The following is a 15,398-nucleotide window of genomic DNA, read 5'->3' on the forward strand; positions in this document are numbered from 1 at the left end:
TGGTGATGCGCGCGCTCCATCTCTGCAAAACCGGCCTGATCTGTGCCGTGATGATCGCTTTGGCGACGATCGGGTTCGCACACCAAAATGCGCAACCCGACGTGTCGCCGGAATTCGCCGCCTATATCGCGGCGGGCGGATCGCTTGCCGATCTGTGCGGCTTGCCCGGCACCGGCACCCCAGCAAACGTCCAGAACTGCGAGGCCTGCCGCATCAGCGACAGCGCGTCATGGACCCGCGCCCACGGCACCGAACCGCCCGTAATACTGGCCAGTGTCTTTGCATTCAGCTTCATCGCCAAACGGCTTGCTGAAAGGGGCGACCTGGATGCCGCGCGCCTCGTCCGCGCGCCACCCCACGCCTGATCCCTTCCAAAATCCGTATCCCTTTTCCCCGTGGCCGACCAGCTGCGGACCTTCAGGCTTGGAGCCATTCAATGACCATGACCGACACAGACGCGCAGCCCCAGGGCAGCGCAAACAAAATCTATTTCGCCGCCTGGCGGTGGCACTTCTACACAGGACTGTTCGTCCTGCCGTTCCTGACCATCCTGGCCTTCTCCGGCATGATGATGCTCTGGATCGCGTGGATTGACGGGCGCGATGGCGAACGCACCCCCGTCATCCCCCAAGGGACGGTGCAGGCCGTCTCGGATCAGGCCGCAGCGGCCGTGGCTGCCGTTCCCGGCGGCATGCTGAAGCAATACGTGGCCCCGCGCACCGATGACCGCGCCGCCCTCTTCCGGGTCGATGCAGATGGCGATGCAACCATGGTCGCCGTTGATCCCTACACGGCGCAGGTGATTGAAACCTTCCCCCGCCGCAGCGGTTGGTATGACTTTTTCGACGGCATCCACGGCAACCTGATGCTTGGCGTCACCGGCGACCGCATCCTTGAAACAGCCGCGTCACTCACGCTGATGCTGGTGGCCACCGGACTTTACATGTGGTGGCCACGCGGCACCGGATGGCGCCGGGCGCTTGTCCCAACCCTGGGCAGCGGGCGAAACCTGTGGAAATCGCTGCACGGTGTGGTCGGGATCTGGATGTCGGTCTTTCTCGTGCTCTTCCTGATCTCCGGCCTCGCATGGGCCGGGATCTGGGGCGGCAAGATCGTTCAGGCCTGGAGCCAGTTCCCGGCCGAGAAGTGGGACAACGTCCCCCTCTCTGACGATACCCACGCCAGCATGAACCACGACCGGCGCGAGGTGCCATGGGCCCTCGAACAGACGCCGATGCCGGCCTCAGGCAGTGCCGAGGGGATTGATGGGATCACTGGGCCCGTCACGCTCGACAGCGTGGATGGGCTGGCCCGCGCCATCGGCTTTGACGCGCGTTATCAGCTGAACCTGCCCAGCGGCGACACTGGCGTCTGGACCCTCAGCCGCGATTCGATGAGCAATGACAGCACCGCGCCCACCACCGACCGGACAGTCCACGTGGACCAGTTCACCGGCAAGATCCTCGCCGATGTGAGATACGAGGACTATTCGCTGGCGGGCAAGGCCATGGCCGTGGGCATCGCCCTGCACATGGGCACGCTGGGATTCTGGAGCGTTCTCGCGAACACACTCGTGTGCCTCTCGGTCCTGTTTCTTTCCTTCAGTTCCGTGGTGCTGTGGTGGAAACGTCGGCCTGCCAAGGCAGGGCGCCTCGCTGCTCCACCCATGCCGCGTGAATTGCCGCTCTGGCAGGGTGCGGTTCTTGTCGGTCTGGCCGTTTGCATGGCCTTCCCCATGGCCGGTCTGGCGCTGCTGACGGTGCTCGCGATTGACCTGCTGATCCTGTCGCGCTTGCCACGCCTACGGCAAAGCCTGACCTGACCAAAACGGGCGCAGCGACAGTGGTTGTTGCGCCCGTATTTTCGCTCTGTAAGGCGGCCAGCCGGTGCCGGGATGCAGCATGCGTTTTCGCCAGTTAAAATCCGGCAAACGGCGCGTACGCCGCCCAAGTCGTTGATCAGTGGCCCGAAACCCAGACAGGTCACGAATTCGCAAACGCACCGAACGCCTTGTCCCCGCGGGGACACATCCCCTCAAACCGCGTTCGGCAGCGGTTTTCCCTCCAGAAAAGCCGCCACGTTCTCCACCGCCATCAGCCCCATCGCCTCCCGCACCTCCAGCGCCGCAGTGCCCAGATGCGGCAGCAGGGTAACGTTATCCAAGGCCGTCAAAGCCTCCGGCACCGCGGGCTCATGCTCATACACATCCAGCCCCGCGCCCCCAATGCTCCGCGCTTCCAGCGCCGCAATCAAAGCCCCCTCATCCACCACATCCCCGCGCGCGATATTGATCAGGTGCGCGTGGCTCTGCATCGCTCCAAGGACCTCCGCATCAATCAAATGCCACGTGTCTGTCCCCGCGGGGACAGCGACCACCAACACGTCAACAGCGCCCGCCAACTCGGTTAAGGAGCGCGCGCGAGAGGTCGGAAAATCCAGCGTTTTTTCGGATCGGTTGAAATACGAAACCTCCATCCCGAACCCGAAGTGACAGCGTCGCGCGATGGCCTGCCCGATGCGGCCCATCCCAACAATACCAACCCGCTTGCCCGTGACGTGCAGCCCCAGCATCTGCGTTGGATGCCAGCCCGGCCACGCGCCTGCGCGCACCAACCTTTCGCCTTCCGCCGCACGTCTTGCTGACATCAGGATGAGCATCATTCCGATGTCAGCCGTTGCGTCCGTGACGGCGCCCGGCGTGTTGCTAACCGCAACGCCGCGAGATTGTGCTGCGGTCACATCAATATGGTTATAGCCAACGCCGAAATTGGCGAGGAGCTTACAGCGAACTTCCCGCAACTCATTGAAAACGTGACGGGAAAAGACATCCCCCAGCGTCGGCAGCACCATGTCAAAGTCCGTCAGAGCACGGCGCAATTCTTCTTTGGTGAGGGGCAGTGTCTCTTGCCGCACCTCGACCTCGCACAGGGCGCGGGCCGCATCGAGAACGGTCTCCGGCAGGGGCCGCGTGATCCAGAGCTTCATCAGTGCATCCGCCCGCCTACGGGCACCTCCTTGTCCGGTGTGGCCAGCACGATGTCACCGTTGTCATCCGGGAAGCCAAGCACCAGCACCTCAGACATGAACTTGCCGATCTGGCGGGGTGGGAAGTTTACGACCGCCATGACCTGGCGGTCCACCAAAGCCTCGGGATCGTAGTGCACTGTCACCTGGGCGGAGGTCTTGCGTTCGCCGATCTCGCCGCCGAAATCGACCCACATCTTGATGGCGGGTTTGCGGGCTTCGGGGAAAGGTTCGGCTTTGGTCACGCGACCCACGCGGATGTCGACCTTGAGGAAGTCGTCGAAGGAGATTTCAGCCACGGGACAGTTCCTTTGATCGCTCACTTGCTGCTTTAACTGCGCTCGGCAACAGTTTGGGAAAGCCTGATTTTTCATCCATCAGAACCTCAAGTGCAGCCTGCGTTGTTCCGTTGGGACTGGTAACGTTGACGCGCAGCTGCGCGGGGTCTTCCACCGCCTCCATGGCGAGATGTCCGGCGCCCGCGACGGTCGCCTTGGCCAGTTGCATGGCGAGGTCTTCGGGCAGGCCTTGCGCCACGCCGCCTGCGGCCAAGGTTTCGATCAAATGGAAGACATAAGCCGGTCCCGAGCCGCTGACGCCGGTGACGGCATCCATCTGGTGCTCGCCGTCAAGCCGGACCACGTCGCCTACGGCAGAAAGCAACATCTCGGCCTCGTCCAGCGCCCCCTGACCTGCTGCGTTGGCACATATAGCGGTGATGCCGCGACCCACGGCAGCGGGGGTATTGGGCATGGCGCGGACGATGGGGGACACCGCACCGAACGCCTCTTCAAAGGCAGACAGAGGTGTTCCGGCGGCGACGGAGACAAAGACCGTGTCGCGCCCGGCAAAGGCCGCGATGGCGGGCAAGGCGTTGCCCATCATCTGGGGTTTGACGGCGATGAGGATAACCGCGGGATCAGGCGGCAAATCGGCATTCACATACACCCCCGACCCGTGCACCCACAGGGATGGCGCGGGGTCCTGAACCCAGACCGAAGTGGCTGGCAGCCCGCGGTCAAGCCAACCGGCAAGCATCGCAGAACCCATCTTGCCACACCCCAGAAGCACGAGGCCCCGGGCTGCGATCCGACTGTCTTTCATGGAAATCCCCCGTGTTATCAGGGGCGCAGGTTAGGCGCGGCCATACGCCTCCGCAATAGCGACCTGCATCGCGTCCTTGGGTGTGCGGTCTCCCCAGACCAGCAACTGCAGCGCGGGGTAGTAGCGTTCCGCGCTCATCACGGCGGCACCGATCATGGTGTCGATCTGTTCGGCGCTGGCCATCTGGCCGCCCGACAGCACAAGGCCATAGCGGTAGACCATCAGCTTTTGCTCGGCCCAGTAGGTGAACGCGCCTGCCCAACACTGGTCATTCACGTGGTTCAGCAATTCGTAGAGACCGGCGAGTTTTTCCTCTGGCGGCTCCATCTCGAAGGTGCAGACCATGCGGAGTGTTTCGTCATAGCCCGACCAGGCGAGCGTGATGGAGTAGGTACGCCATTGTCCTTCGACGGCCATTGCGATCTGGTCGTCGGCGATGCGGTCAAAGTCCCATTCGTGGTGCTCGGCCAGATGCTCGACGATGTCGATTGGATGAATCTCTTCTTCCAGGAACTGCTCGGAAAGTGCCATGGTGCCACCTCTTATTCGCTGGTAGCGCGGGGGGCTGGCAGCGCCCCAAGCGCTAGGTGCCTGCTCTAGAAACCGGGGCGATCCCCCGTGCCTCTACCAGATATGGTGACCGTGGGGATTGCGTCTGGCAACCCTTTATTTGGGGATAACCCCAATAAGTTGGGGATATGGCGGTTTGATGTGCAAGATGGGGGGATGGGCCCACTCTCGGAAATTGAAATCGCCGGCATCGTTGCGCTGTGCTGCAAAAAGGGCACCACGGCGCATGTATGGGCACAGTCGAGGGTTGAGAGCGGATGCTTGCGGGGCACGTTTCGACACCTAACATATGAGGTCGGATAACGGCGAGGGAGAAGACATGATCTGGCTCGAAGGTTTGAGTTATCTGGTGACCATTCTTGGCTTTCCCGCCGCCATCTTCGTTATCGTGCGAGAAGAGAGGCTGCGGCGCGCCAACGAAGTCAGCGAATTGCATCGCAGTCTTTCCCAGGAATATGACGGCTTTCTTCGCATGGTGATGGACAACGCCGACCTGCTGCTGATGAGCCGCGCCTGCCTGCCGGAACCCGTCTCTGAAGAGCAGCGCGAGCGCATCGAGATCATCTATCGCATGCTGCTGTCGCTGTTTGAGAAGGCGTTTATCATCCTGCATTCGGACGACATGGACGCGGATGCGCAGCGCCGTTGGTCGTCGTGGGAAGATGACATGATGGAGTGGTGTTCGCGCGAAGATTTCCGGCGTCTTCTGAGCAAGCTGCTGGACGGCGAAGACCCGCAATTCCGCGCCTACATTCTTCACCTTGGCCAGAGATGCGCCGAGAAGGCAGCGCAGGCCTGAAGTGGTCGTGTTGAGAGCGCTCCGCTAGAACGTGCCCACAAAGGTCGCGAACCCGAGCGTCGCCAGCAGGGCAACCACGGGGATTGCGACGGCCACCACGAAAATCGGGCCGTATGCTTCGCGGTGTGTCAGTTTGGCGATGCCCAGCAGGGTCACGACTGCACCATTGTGGGGCAGCGCATCGAGCCCGCCGGTCGCCAGTGCCACGATGCGGTGGAGTGCTGCCGGGTCGACGCCTTGTGCCTGCGCGGCCTGCAGGTAGCTGGGGCCGAGCGTATCGAGCGCGATCGACATACCGCCCGAGGCCGATCCGGTCAGACCCGCCAAGAGGCTGGCTGAGGCCGCGAGGCTGGGCAGTACACCGCCCGGCATATCCGTGATCGCCGCGCTGAGCGCTGCGAACGCGGGCAGACCGGCGACCACCGCGCCGAAGCCCACAAGCGCTGCGGTGTTGAAGAGCGGCAGAAGGGCCGCCTGTGAGCCGTCGCTGAGGGCTGCGCGCGGGGTATCGAGCCTGTGCCATGTCAGCGCCAGAAGAATGACGATGGCGAGGCTGAGCGCGCCGATGAGGGCCCACATACCGATCACCTGATCGGGGGTCACCCCGCCCCATGCGGGCGCCGCGAGGTAGCCGAGATCGAGCTTTGGCAGCAGGTGGCGCGACAGGATCCAGTTGACCACGAAAACCGTGACGATGGGCAGGATCGCCACCAAGAGCGTTGGCAGCCCGCCGTCCTGTTGAGTGCGTGTCCCGAGTCCTGCGACCGGCACTGCAAAACCCGGCCTCCGGGCCATGGCTGAGAGATAGGTCAGCCCGCCCAGCGCCATGATCGTGCCAGCGATCAGCCCGAGGCCCGGAGCGGCAAAGGCCGTTGTGCCGAAGTAGGGCATGGGAATTGCGTTCTGGATGGCAGGGGAACCGGGCAGCGCGCTCATCGTGAAGGTGAAGGACCCGAGGGCGATGGCGGCGGGGATCAACCGCTCGGACATGTTGGCCTGGCGGAAGAGTGCTGTGGCCAGAGGGTAGACCGCAAAGGCCACCACGAAGAGCGACACGCCGCCATAGGTGAGCACCGCGCAGGACAGGACCACGGCCAGAAGGGCGCGCCCGGACCCGAGCCGCGTGACGATCCATTGGGCGAGCGTTGCGGCGGCGCCCGTAGCCTCCATCACCTTGCCGAAGACGGCGCCGAGGACGAAGAGCGGCATGAAGGCGATCACGAAGCCGCCCGCTGCGGGCATGAACCGTTGTGTGAGTGTCGCGAGAAGCGGGTCCGTGGCGAGGCCAGCCGCCAGCAGCGCCATGAGCGGCGCCACCAAGAGGATCGGCCAGCCGCGGTAGACCAGCCAGATCAACAGGGCGAGCGGCAGCACGAGGGTGGCGAGGATCATCATGCCCGCAAGATAAGCGCTGCGGTCCCGTGCCGGGGGAGCGCATTATGCCGCAGCGCAGCGAAAGTGGTGGTTCAGAACTTGGCGCAGTTGGCAAAGCCTTCGCTCTCGAGGAAATCACCGAAATCCAGTGCGCGGGCGTCGGCGATTTGCAGGACGAAGTTGAGCGCTGCCGCCTCGACCCGGCTGCGGTCGTAGTCGTCGTCGCAGCGATACTGGGTGGACCATTCGCTCCACCGGATGTCAAAGACCGTGCGGTCATCGCTTTGGCGATAGAAATAGCCGCGCACGCCGTCCTTTGGGACGATATAGCGTCCGTTGATGACGATCATGTCGGCTAGACCTGTTGTGGCAACAAGGCAGAGGGTGATGGCGAGGGAGGTGGTTTTGAGGGGCATGTCCGGTCCGTTTCCTGCGCGACTGCGTGCGCCTTGGTGCGGAGCGTAGCACGGTTTTTCGGTGCCGAAGATGAGCGCGCCGTTGCGAGCGGATGTTTGCCTGCGGTTCTTGTGAGGCAGAAACGGCAAAGCCCGGCGCAAACCGGGCTTTTTCATTCAAGAATGGGTGGGGCGTTACTTGCCTTCAAGCGCCTCGATCCGGGCCTTGAGCGCTTCGTTTTCCTCGCGCGCCTTTTGCGCCATGGCGCGGACGGCATCGAATTCTTCGCGCGTGACGAAATCGCGGTCGGCCAGCCAGCGGTCCATCATGGACTTCATCGCCGTCTCCGCCTCTTCCCGGGCACCCTGGGCCACGCCCATCGCGTTGGTCATCAATTGCGAGATGTCGTCAAAAATCTTGCCGCGGGCCTGCATGATGTCGTGATCCTTTCAAAGCTGTTCCCTATATGGGCACCAAAGAGAGGCGGGGCAAGGTTGACCTGCCCCGGCAGCAGAGGCATTCAGACGCAGATGACAGGCGCCCTTCCCTTTCCCGACATCTCGCCCGAGATCTTTTCGATCTCGATTTTCGGCTTTGAGCTGGCGCTGCGCTGGTATGCGCTGGCCTATATCGTCGGCATCATCATTGGCTGGCGGATGGTGGTCATGGCGCTGAAGGCGCCGCGGCTTTGGCCCGGCAACACAGCCCCACTGACCCCCGGCCAGACAGAGGACATGCTGACCTGGATTATTCTGGGTGTGCTTTTGGGCGGGCGCATCGGCTATGTGCTGTTCTACCAGCCCGGCGCCTACCTGGATGATCCGCTGTCGATCATCGCGATCTGGGAGGGCGGCATGTCCTTCCATGGCGGGATGCTGGGGGTGATCCTGGCCTTCTGGCTGTACAGCCGCCGTCACAAACTGCCCTTGCTCAACACCGCAGACGCGGTGGCGCTGGGTGTGCCGCCGGGCTTGCTGCTGGGACGTATTGCGAACTTCATCAATGCTGAACTGTGGGGTCGTCCAACCGAGGTGCCCTGGGGGGTGATATTTCCCGGACAGGCGGCACAATTCTGTCCGCAGGTTGTGGGCGCCTGTGCGCGCCATCCGTCGCAACTTTACGAGGCTTTCCTAGAAGGGTTTGTGCTGCTGGTCGTACTGTTGTGGCTTGCCTGGCGGCGAGACGGGTTCAAGCGGCCCGGGTTCCTGACAGGTGTGTTCCTGTTCGGGTACGGGGCAAGCCGCTTCGTGGTCGAGTTCGTGCGGCAACCGGATGCACAATTTATCTCGGACGGCAATCCGCTGGGGCTGGCCTGGCATATCGGAGGCTATGGGCTGACCATGGGCCAGATCCTGTCGCTGCCGATGATCCTTCTCGGGCTCTGGCTGATCTCCCGCGCGCGGCGGCTTGCTGCGGCACCCGCATGAGCCTGCGCGACCACCTGATCGCTCGGATCTCGTCCCAAGGCCCCATCACCATCGCGGACTACATGGCCGAGGCGCTGCTGCACCCGGAGCATGGATACTACACCACGCGTGACCCGCTGGGGCGTGCGGGTGATTTCACGACCGCGCCCGAGATCAGCCAGATGTTCGGGGAGCTGGTGGGGCTGTCGCTGGCGCAAAGCTGGCTGGATCAGGGTGCGCCCGCCCCCTTTACGCTGGCCGAGCTGGGCCCGGGGCGCGGCACTTTGATGGCCGACATCCTGCGCGCGACGGCGCGTGTGCCGGGGTTTCATGCGGCGGCGCGGATCACGCTGGTCGAAGCCTCGCCCGCTTTACGCGCAACGCAACGCGAGACGTTGAAGGCGTATGACATTCAGTACGCCGACAGCGCGGATGCCCTGCCAGATGCGCCGCTGTGGCTGGTGGCAAACGAGTTCTTTGATGCGCTGCCCGTCCGCCAGTTCCAGCGGGACGGCACAGGATGGCGCGAACGAAATGTGGGTATGCGGGACGGCGCCCTGTGCCTTGGCCTGTCGCCGGTGGGGCCGCAGACCAGCCTGGAACAGCGTCTGGACGACACAGAGAACGGGCAAATGGTCGAGACCTGTCCCGCCGCCCGGCCTGTCTTGTCGGCCATCGCGGAGCGCCTTGCCGCCCATGGCGGTGCGGCGCTGATCATCGACTATGGCGACTGGCGGTCGCTGGGCGACACATTACAGGCGGTGCAAGACCATAATCCTGTCGATCCGCTGGCCGATCCCGGGCAGGCTGATCTGACAGCGCATGTGGACTTCGAGGCGCTGTGTATGGCTGCAGACCCCGCCGCCCACAGCCGTGTGACACCGCAAGGCGTTTTCCTTGAACGGTTGGGCATTACGGCGCGTGCGCAGGCATTGGCCGCGAAACTGGACGGTCCCGCATTGGACGCGCATATCGCGGCACATCGGCGGTTGACGCACCCCGATGAAATGGGAAACCTGTTCAAGGTGCTGGGGCTGTTCCCCAACCACGCTGCCCCGCCGCCCGGACTGGAAAGATGACGCTTGAAATCCTGACCGCCGACAGCCTTGCGCCGATCCGGCACGGCTTTTTCACCCGAAAGGGCGGCGCATCGTCGGGCATTTTCGCCGGGCTGAACTGCGGCACCGGCAGTTCGGACCAGACAGAGATCGTTGCGATCAACCGCGCGCGCGCCGCCGATGCGATGGGCGTGCAGGCCGACATGCTGGTCAGCGTCCATCAGGTGCATTCGGGCGAGGCTGTCGCCGTCACTGCCCCACTCGACCCCAAACCCAAAGCCGATGGCATGGCCACTGCGACGCCGGGTGTCGCCCTGTCCATCCTGACCGCCGATTGCCAGCCCGTGCTGTTTGCCGATGCCGAAGCAGGCGTGATCGGGGCCGCGCATGCGGGCTGGAAAGGTGCGCAAGCCGGTGTTCTGGAGGCCACGATAGACGCAATGATCGGCTTGGGTGCGGAACGGGCACATATTCATGCGGTGATTGGTCCAACCATCAGCCAGCGCGCCTATGAGGTGGGTCCGGAGTTTTTCGAGACGTTCCTCGACGAAGATCCGGAGAACACCCGGTTTTTCGCAGGCGGCGACGGAGACCGGATGCATTTCGACCTGCCCGGCTACGGGTTGATGCGGCTGCGGGCGGCTGGCATCGCATCGGCCGAGTGGACGCGGCATTGCACCTATTTCGACCCGGATCGGTTCTATTCCTATCGTCGGTCCGTGCATCAGAAGGACCCCGATTACGGGCGTCTGCTGTCGGCCATCGTTCTGTGATTGGGGCATAATTGGGGCGTCAGGCGCCGCAGCTTGGCCCCACTGTTTCCAGATAGTGACCAAAAGGCAGTGGTGCGCCCCGAAAAATAAGGCGGATGCGCCGCGCCACATTTCCGTCCGGGCGCTTTGGATTTTGCTGTAAATTCTTCGGCCGGAGCCTAAAACCTGCCCGAATGGTTTGTCAGCTTATGGTTAACGGCGATCAGGCCCGCACCCTTGAGGACAGGACAGACCATGACGAACGCACGCTTTATCAAATCCGTGACCGACGCCGCGAAACGGGATGTGCCCCCCATGCCGTGGACGCGTGGCGCACGCCGGGCACTGATGATCGCGCGCCGCCAGGCCGCGGCAGAGACACGCAAGAGCGCGTAGCTCGAATCGAAATATGGCAGTTTGGCCCGAATGTTTTTGAACAATCGGGTCCGCGGCGCACCATTGGTGCGCCTTTTCAGGTTTATGTCCTCGATCCTTTGACAATTTGCGGCAATTTTGGGAATTAATGTCCATTAACTTGACACATGGACATGTTCCGTCTGTCGTCGTCGGTGGGGGCCGATGCAGATGTGACCAATCGCACGAGGTTACACTCTTGACGTCTCCAGCCGCATTGCGCGTACCACGCGCGTCCTACGACCGAATAACGACCACAATGCCCCGGCCTGACACTCCTGCCCTCCGTACATATGAAGTCGCTGCCTTGCGCGCTGACGGAACGCGCAGCGTTGCGACGTTCAAGGCCCCGGCGCTGCCGCTGTTCGAGGGGGCGTTTTCCGCCTTTGCGCGCGGCGTGGTCCTGTCGTCTCCGGAGGGTGGTATCGCTGTTGAGGACTTGCAGCCGGGTGACTGGCTGAATACCTCGGCCGATGCGCCCGCGCAGGTGATGTGGATCGGCTCATCCAGCTTTGTGCCGTCAGATACGGGCCGCCGGGTGCCGTTGATCCGGATCATGGCAGACAGTTTTGGCCTGAACCGGCCCGAATCCTTCATCACGGTGGGGCCAGGTGCGCGCCTGTTGCAAACGCCACCGCATTTGCGGGGTGCGACGGGCGGGGCACCGGTCCTGACGCCCGCCTCGGAATTCGTGGACGGCGTGAATGTGATCGAAGTGGTGCCACCGACCCCGATCCGCCTGTTCCACATCTGCCTAAGCCGCCATGCGGCGGTGGATGTCGGCGGGATCGAGGTCGAGACCTTCCACCCCGGCCTGCAAGCGATCCGTCAGGTGACGCACGCCCAGCGCGACCTGTTCCTGTCGATGTTCCCGCATATCGCGCATGTCACGGATTTCGGCCCCCTCGCGCATCCGCGCGCACCCGAGCCGGATACGGTGGCCTAGGCCGACTTCGCCAGCCGCTCTTCCAGCACATCAAACGGCACGCCAGGGGCATCCTTGGCCTGCCGGATCACCAGCGAGGTTTTGACCGAGGCGACGTTCGGCGTGGTCAGCAACTCACCCGTCAGAAAGCTCTGAAAGCTCGACAGGTCGGGCGCCACGCATTTGAGGATAAAATCCACCTCGCCGTTCAGCATGTGGCACTCGCGTACAAGTGGCCAGGCGCGGCATTTGTCTTCGAAGGCGCTCAGGTCCGCCTCCGCCTGGCTGGCTAGGCCTACATTCGCAAAGACCTGCACCTCGAACCCCAACTCGTGGCTGTCCACATCGGCGTGATAGCCGCGAATATAGCCGCTTTCCTCGAGCGTGCGCACACGGCGCAGGCACGGTGGGGCCGAAATACCGACACGCTTGGCCAGTTCCACATTGGTCATGCGCCCGTCCGCCTGGAGTTCTGCCAGAATCTTCCGATCAATCGGATCTAGTCGCGTGCTTGCCATCAGTGGTCCCTGAATTTGCGCCCCAAATTTGCGGTTGTTATAACAGCCTCGCAGGCGTGCGCAATAAAGTTTCACAAGCGCGCAACTTTCCGAAATCATACCCATGCGCATGCTGCAACCCGGCTGCCCAAATCACCGCTTCAAACCGCCCGCGCACCCGTCTATATCGGTTGGGCTTTCATACACCAGACGGGGGTCGAAAATGGCTGAGACGAAGCGCACCAAAGTTCTGATCATCGGCTCCGGCCCTGCGGGCTACACGGCAGGCGTCTACGCGAGCCGCGCGATGCTGAACCCGATCCTGGTGCAAGGGATCGAACCCGGCGGCCAACTGACCACCACAACCGAGGTGGAAAACTGGCCCGGCGACACCGAGGTGCAGGGCCCCGACCTGATGATCCGGATGCAGGAACACGCAAAGGCGATGGGCACCGAGATCATCGGCGACATCATCACATCCGTCGACTGGTCCAAGCGTCCCTTCGTCGCGCAATCCGACAGCGGCACGGAATACGTGGCCGACTCGGTCATCCTCGCCACCGGCGCGCGGGCCAAATGGCTGGGCCTGCCCAGCGAAGAAAAGTTCAAAGGCTTTGGCGTGTCGGCCTGCGCGACCTGCGACGGGTTCTTCTATCGCGGGCAAGAGATCGTGGTGATTGGCGGCGGCAACACGGCGGTGGAAGAGGCGCTCTTCCTGACCAACTTCGCCTCCAAGGTCACGCTCATCCACCGCCGCGACGAGTTGCGCGCTGAAAAGATCCTGCAAGACCGGCTGTTCAAAAATCCGAAGATCGAGCCGCTGTGGTTCAACCAGCTTGAGGAAGTCTATGGCACCGACAGCCCGCTTGGCGTCGAAGGGGTCAAGGTGAAGAACGTCAAGACGGGTGAGATCACTGACATCCCGGCCAAGGGTGTCTTTATCGCCATCGGCCACGCACCCGCCAACGAGTTGGTAAAAGACACGCTGGAAACGCATATGGGCGGCTACGTGGTAACCAAGCCCGACAGCACCGAAACCTCGATTCCCGGCGTCTTTGCGGCGGGTGACATCACCGACTGGCAATACCGGCAGGCGATCACGTCGGCAGGCATGGGCTGTCAGGCTGCACTCGAAGCCGAACGTTTTCTGGCAGAGACTGAAGAGAGCGCCGACCTCGCAGCAGAGTAGCGGTCCGTCTTCCCTGTTTCAAAAAAATCCCGGGGGAGTCGCGCAAGCGACGGGGGCTGGCCCCCTCCCCCGCTTGACCGCACGCGCGCGTCCGGCCACCCTGTCTGAAACGCGAGCGGAGTAGAACAGGCATGGCGCACGCGATATGGCGCGGCTCTTTGGGCACACGGATCAGGATCGCGAGCGGTCTGATCCTTATGATCTATCTGGCTCTGCACATCCTGAACCTTGCGGTGGTCCTGATTTCGCCCGCCGCCTATGACGCGGTGCAGGACGCCCGTCTTTGGGTGATCCGATCCGATGTCGGCACGGCCGTGGTTGGGGCCGCGATGGCCGCCCATGTGGTCCTGTCACTGGGCAAGGTGATCGTGGCGCGCACCTTTCGGATGCCGCTGGCGCAGTGGGTACAGGTGCTGTTGGGCCTCGCCATCCCGATCCTGCTGATCGACCACCTGATCTACATCCGTGGCGCGCACGAGATGCTGGGCGTGAACACAATGTTTGGTTACGTGACCCGGCTGATCTGGGACACGAGCGACGGCTGGGGGCAGGCCGCGCTTTTGCTCATTGCCTGGGTTCATGGCTGCATCGGTCTGCACATGTGGTTGCGTCTGACTGACTGGTGGCACCGGGCGATGCCGTGGCTGATTGGTGTGGCCGTCGTTCTGCCGGTGCTGGCGCTGCTGGGATTCGTGACCTTTGCCCGTGCCATCGACGGGCTGTTGTCCAATCCGCGCGGCGAAGAGGTCGCGTATGCCGCCTGGAACTGGCCGGATGCGGACGGCTTTGCACAGCTTGCCGCGGCATCAGACGCTGCGACCCTCGTGGTCTGGGCAGTGCTGGGCGCGGCGGTTGCCGCGTTCCTCGCGCGCCGCATCATCGCCGCCATTGCGCGGCCCATCCGCATCCATTACGTCGACGGGCCAAGCGTGCGCGCGCCCCGCGGACAGACCATCCTTGAAACATCGCAAAGCAGCGGCGTGCCACACACCGCGCTCTGTGGTGGGCGCGGGCGCTGCACCACCTGCCGGGTCATCATCGAGGAAGGGCTGGATGATCTGCCGCCCCCGTCTGAGGCAGAGGCGCGCAGCCTTGCTGCCGTGGGCGCGCCGCCCAATGCGCGCCTCGCCTGTCAGGTTCGCCCCCGCACCAACGTGCGCGTCTTTCGCGTCTTCGACCGCGACGGAAAGCGCAGCCGCGCCCATGCCAGTCAGGGAAAAGAGGCGCAACTCGCCGTTCTTTTTCTGGACATGCGCGGCTTCACCGCCCGCACCGATGGGCAGTTGCCCTACGACGTGGTCCACCTGCTCAACCGCTTTTTTGACGAGATCGTGCCGCCGATCAATGCCGCAGGGGGCACGGTCGACAAGTATATGGGCGACGGGCTGATGGCGGTTTTCGAGACTGCAACCGCGAAAGCCTCGGCCCGCGCTGCCCTGCGCGCTGTCGAAGGTATCGGCGCCGCGTTGGCTGCCTTCAACGCCCGGCTTGCCGCCGAAGGCAGCGCGCCGGTCGCGATCGGCATCGGTGTGCATCTGGGCAATGTCGTTCTGGGTGAGATTGGCGCAGCAGGTCAGGCGCCGCGCACGTTGATCGGTGACACCGTCAACATCGCCTCCCGGTTGGAAAGCGAAACCAAGCCGCGCAGCGCGCAAGCGCTGATTTCGGTCGATACGCTGCATGCCGCAGGCGTTGCCGTGCCCGATGCGGCGCTGATTTCGCTTACTTTGCGCGGGCGTGAGGCGCCGCTTGCGGCCCTGCCATTGTCGGACCTGTCGCGGATGAAGGATGCGACATTGACGTCTAAGATCACCACCGCTCCGGCCTGATCCCTGACAGGGCGCATGGGCGCTTTGCGCGGAAATCGGCCTTGCGATAAAGTTTGTTCTT

Annotated in this window: 18 protein-coding genes; 10 read left to right on the forward strand and 8 right to left on the reverse strand. The window is 63.3% G+C overall.

The genetic code is table 11. The features are described from left to right. Positions 1-5 precede the first annotated feature (5 nt). Positions 6-365, forward strand: coding sequence for a hypothetical protein (locus tag FD715_RS09895; protein ID WP_147108909.1), 360 nt, complete (start codon positions 6-8; stop codon positions 363-365). Between the two features lie 71 nt (positions 366-436). Then, positions 437-1,822 (forward strand): PepSY domain-containing protein, encoded by a 1,386-nt coding sequence (locus FD715_RS09900; RefSeq protein WP_147108913.1) that lies wholly within the window; start codon positions 437-439, stop codon positions 1,820-1,822. Between the two features lie 212 nt (positions 1,823-2,034). Here the strand turns inward: FD715_RS09900 and FD715_RS09905 are convergent, their stop codons facing one another. Genes FD715_RS09905 through FD715_RS09920 form a run of 4 tightly spaced genes read right to left on the reverse strand, consistent with a single transcriptional unit; the run spans position 2,035 to position 4,659 of the window. Continuing rightward, positions 2,035-2,985, reverse strand: coding sequence for a D-glycerate dehydrogenase (locus tag FD715_RS09905; protein ID WP_147108918.1), 951 nt, complete (start codon positions 2,983-2,985; stop codon positions 2,035-2,037). Continuing rightward, positions 2,985-3,323 carry a tRNA-binding protein gene (locus FD715_RS09910; RefSeq protein WP_147108921.1) on the reverse strand — a complete coding sequence of 113 codons (339 nt, stop codon included), beginning with the start codon at positions 3,321-3,323 and terminating at the stop codon, positions 2,985-2,987. The genes FD715_RS09905 and FD715_RS09910 overlap by 1 nt, the downstream gene beginning before the upstream one ends. Further along, complete coding sequence (proC, locus tag FD715_RS09915) at positions 3,316-4,128, reverse strand: pyrroline-5-carboxylate reductase (protein ID WP_147108925.1); 813 nt, start codon at positions 4,126-4,128, stop codon at positions 3,316-3,318. Before proC ends, FD715_RS09910 begins: the two co-directional genes overlap by 8 nt. Before the next feature lie 30 nt (positions 4,129-4,158). Continuing rightward, positions 4,159-4,659, reverse strand: coding sequence for a YbjN domain-containing protein (locus FD715_RS09920; RefSeq protein ID WP_147108928.1), 501 nt, complete (start codon positions 4,657-4,659; stop codon positions 4,159-4,161). Positions 4,660-5,017: 358 nt separating this feature from the next. Between FD715_RS09920 and FD715_RS09925 the strand changes: the two genes are divergently transcribed. Beyond that, positions 5,018-5,497: a hypothetical protein gene (locus FD715_RS09925; RefSeq protein ID WP_147108930.1), complete on the forward strand. Its 480-nt coding sequence runs from the start codon at positions 5,018-5,020 to the stop codon at positions 5,495-5,497. 24 nt (positions 5,498-5,521) lie between these two features. Here FD715_RS09925 and FD715_RS09930 read toward each other — a convergent pair whose 3' ends face one another. From FD715_RS09930 to FD715_RS09940, 3 genes are all read right to left on the reverse strand, one after another. Further along, positions 5,522-6,889: a GntP family permease gene (locus FD715_RS09930; RefSeq protein WP_223274818.1), complete on the reverse strand. Its 1,368-nt coding sequence runs from the start codon at positions 6,887-6,889 to the stop codon at positions 5,522-5,524. A gap of 74 nt (positions 6,890-6,963) precedes the next feature. Then, positions 6,964-7,287 (reverse strand): hypothetical protein, encoded by a 324-nt coding sequence (locus tag FD715_RS09935; protein WP_147108934.1) that lies wholly within the window; start codon positions 7,285-7,287, stop codon positions 6,964-6,966. Positions 7,288-7,461: 174 nt separating this feature from the next. Then, a complete protein-coding gene (locus FD715_RS09940) occupies positions 7,462-7,701 on the reverse strand; it encodes an accessory factor UbiK family protein (RefSeq protein ID WP_039684264.1) in 240 nt (79 codons plus the stop codon). Positions 7,702-7,797: 96 nt separating this feature from the next. On the opposite strand from FD715_RS09940, the gene lgt reads away from it, so the two are divergent. From lgt to FD715_RS09960, 5 genes are all read left to right on the forward strand, one after another. Further along, positions 7,798-8,694, forward strand: a complete 897-nt coding sequence (gene lgt, locus FD715_RS09945; RefSeq protein ID WP_147108937.1) for a prolipoprotein diacylglyceryl transferase — start codon at positions 7,798-7,800, stop codon at positions 8,692-8,694. Then, positions 8,691-9,752 carry a class I SAM-dependent methyltransferase gene (locus FD715_RS09950; protein ID WP_147108940.1) on the forward strand — a complete coding sequence of 354 codons (1,062 nt, stop codon included), beginning with the start codon at positions 8,691-8,693 and terminating at the stop codon, positions 9,750-9,752. Before lgt ends, FD715_RS09950 begins: the two co-directional genes overlap by 4 nt. Next, positions 9,749-10,504: a peptidoglycan editing factor PgeF gene (gene pgeF, locus FD715_RS09955; RefSeq protein WP_147108943.1), complete on the forward strand. Its 756-nt coding sequence runs from the start codon at positions 9,749-9,751 to the stop codon at positions 10,502-10,504. The genes FD715_RS09950 and pgeF overlap by 4 nt, the downstream gene beginning before the upstream one ends. Before the next feature lie 234 nt (positions 10,505-10,738). After that, a complete protein-coding gene (locus FD715_RS22500; RefSeq protein WP_189799456.1) occupies positions 10,739-10,879 on the forward strand; it encodes a hypothetical protein in 141 nt (46 codons plus the stop codon). Positions 10,880-11,204: 325 nt separating this feature from the next. Next, positions 11,205-11,843, forward strand: a complete 639-nt coding sequence (locus tag FD715_RS09960) for a Hint domain-containing protein (RefSeq protein WP_223274821.1) — start codon at positions 11,205-11,207, stop codon at positions 11,841-11,843. Here the strand turns inward: FD715_RS09960 and FD715_RS09965 are convergent. Then, positions 11,840-12,340, reverse strand: coding sequence for an Lrp/AsnC family transcriptional regulator (locus tag FD715_RS09965; RefSeq protein WP_039684255.1), 501 nt, complete (start codon positions 12,338-12,340; stop codon positions 11,840-11,842). The two genes, FD715_RS09960 and FD715_RS09965, sit on opposite strands and share 4 nt — an antisense overlap. A gap of 202 nt (positions 12,341-12,542) precedes the next feature. Here FD715_RS09965 and trxB point away from each other — a divergent pair, with 202 nt between their 5' ends. Beyond that, on the forward strand, positions 12,543-13,508 hold the full coding sequence (gene trxB, locus FD715_RS09970; protein WP_147108949.1) for a thioredoxin-disulfide reductase: 966 nt from the start codon (positions 12,543-12,545) through the stop codon (positions 13,506-13,508). A 131-nt stretch (positions 13,509-13,639) separates the two neighbouring features. Then, on the forward strand, positions 13,640-15,337 hold the full coding sequence (locus FD715_RS09975; RefSeq protein WP_147108952.1) for an adenylate/guanylate cyclase domain-containing protein: 1,698 nt from the start codon (positions 13,640-13,642) through the stop codon (positions 15,335-15,337). Positions 15,338-15,398 lie beyond the last annotated feature (61 nt).

It is taken from the genome of Tateyamaria sp. syn59 (assembly GCF_007995245.1).
GTDB lineage: Bacteria > Pseudomonadota > Alphaproteobacteria > Rhodobacterales > Rhodobacteraceae > Tateyamaria.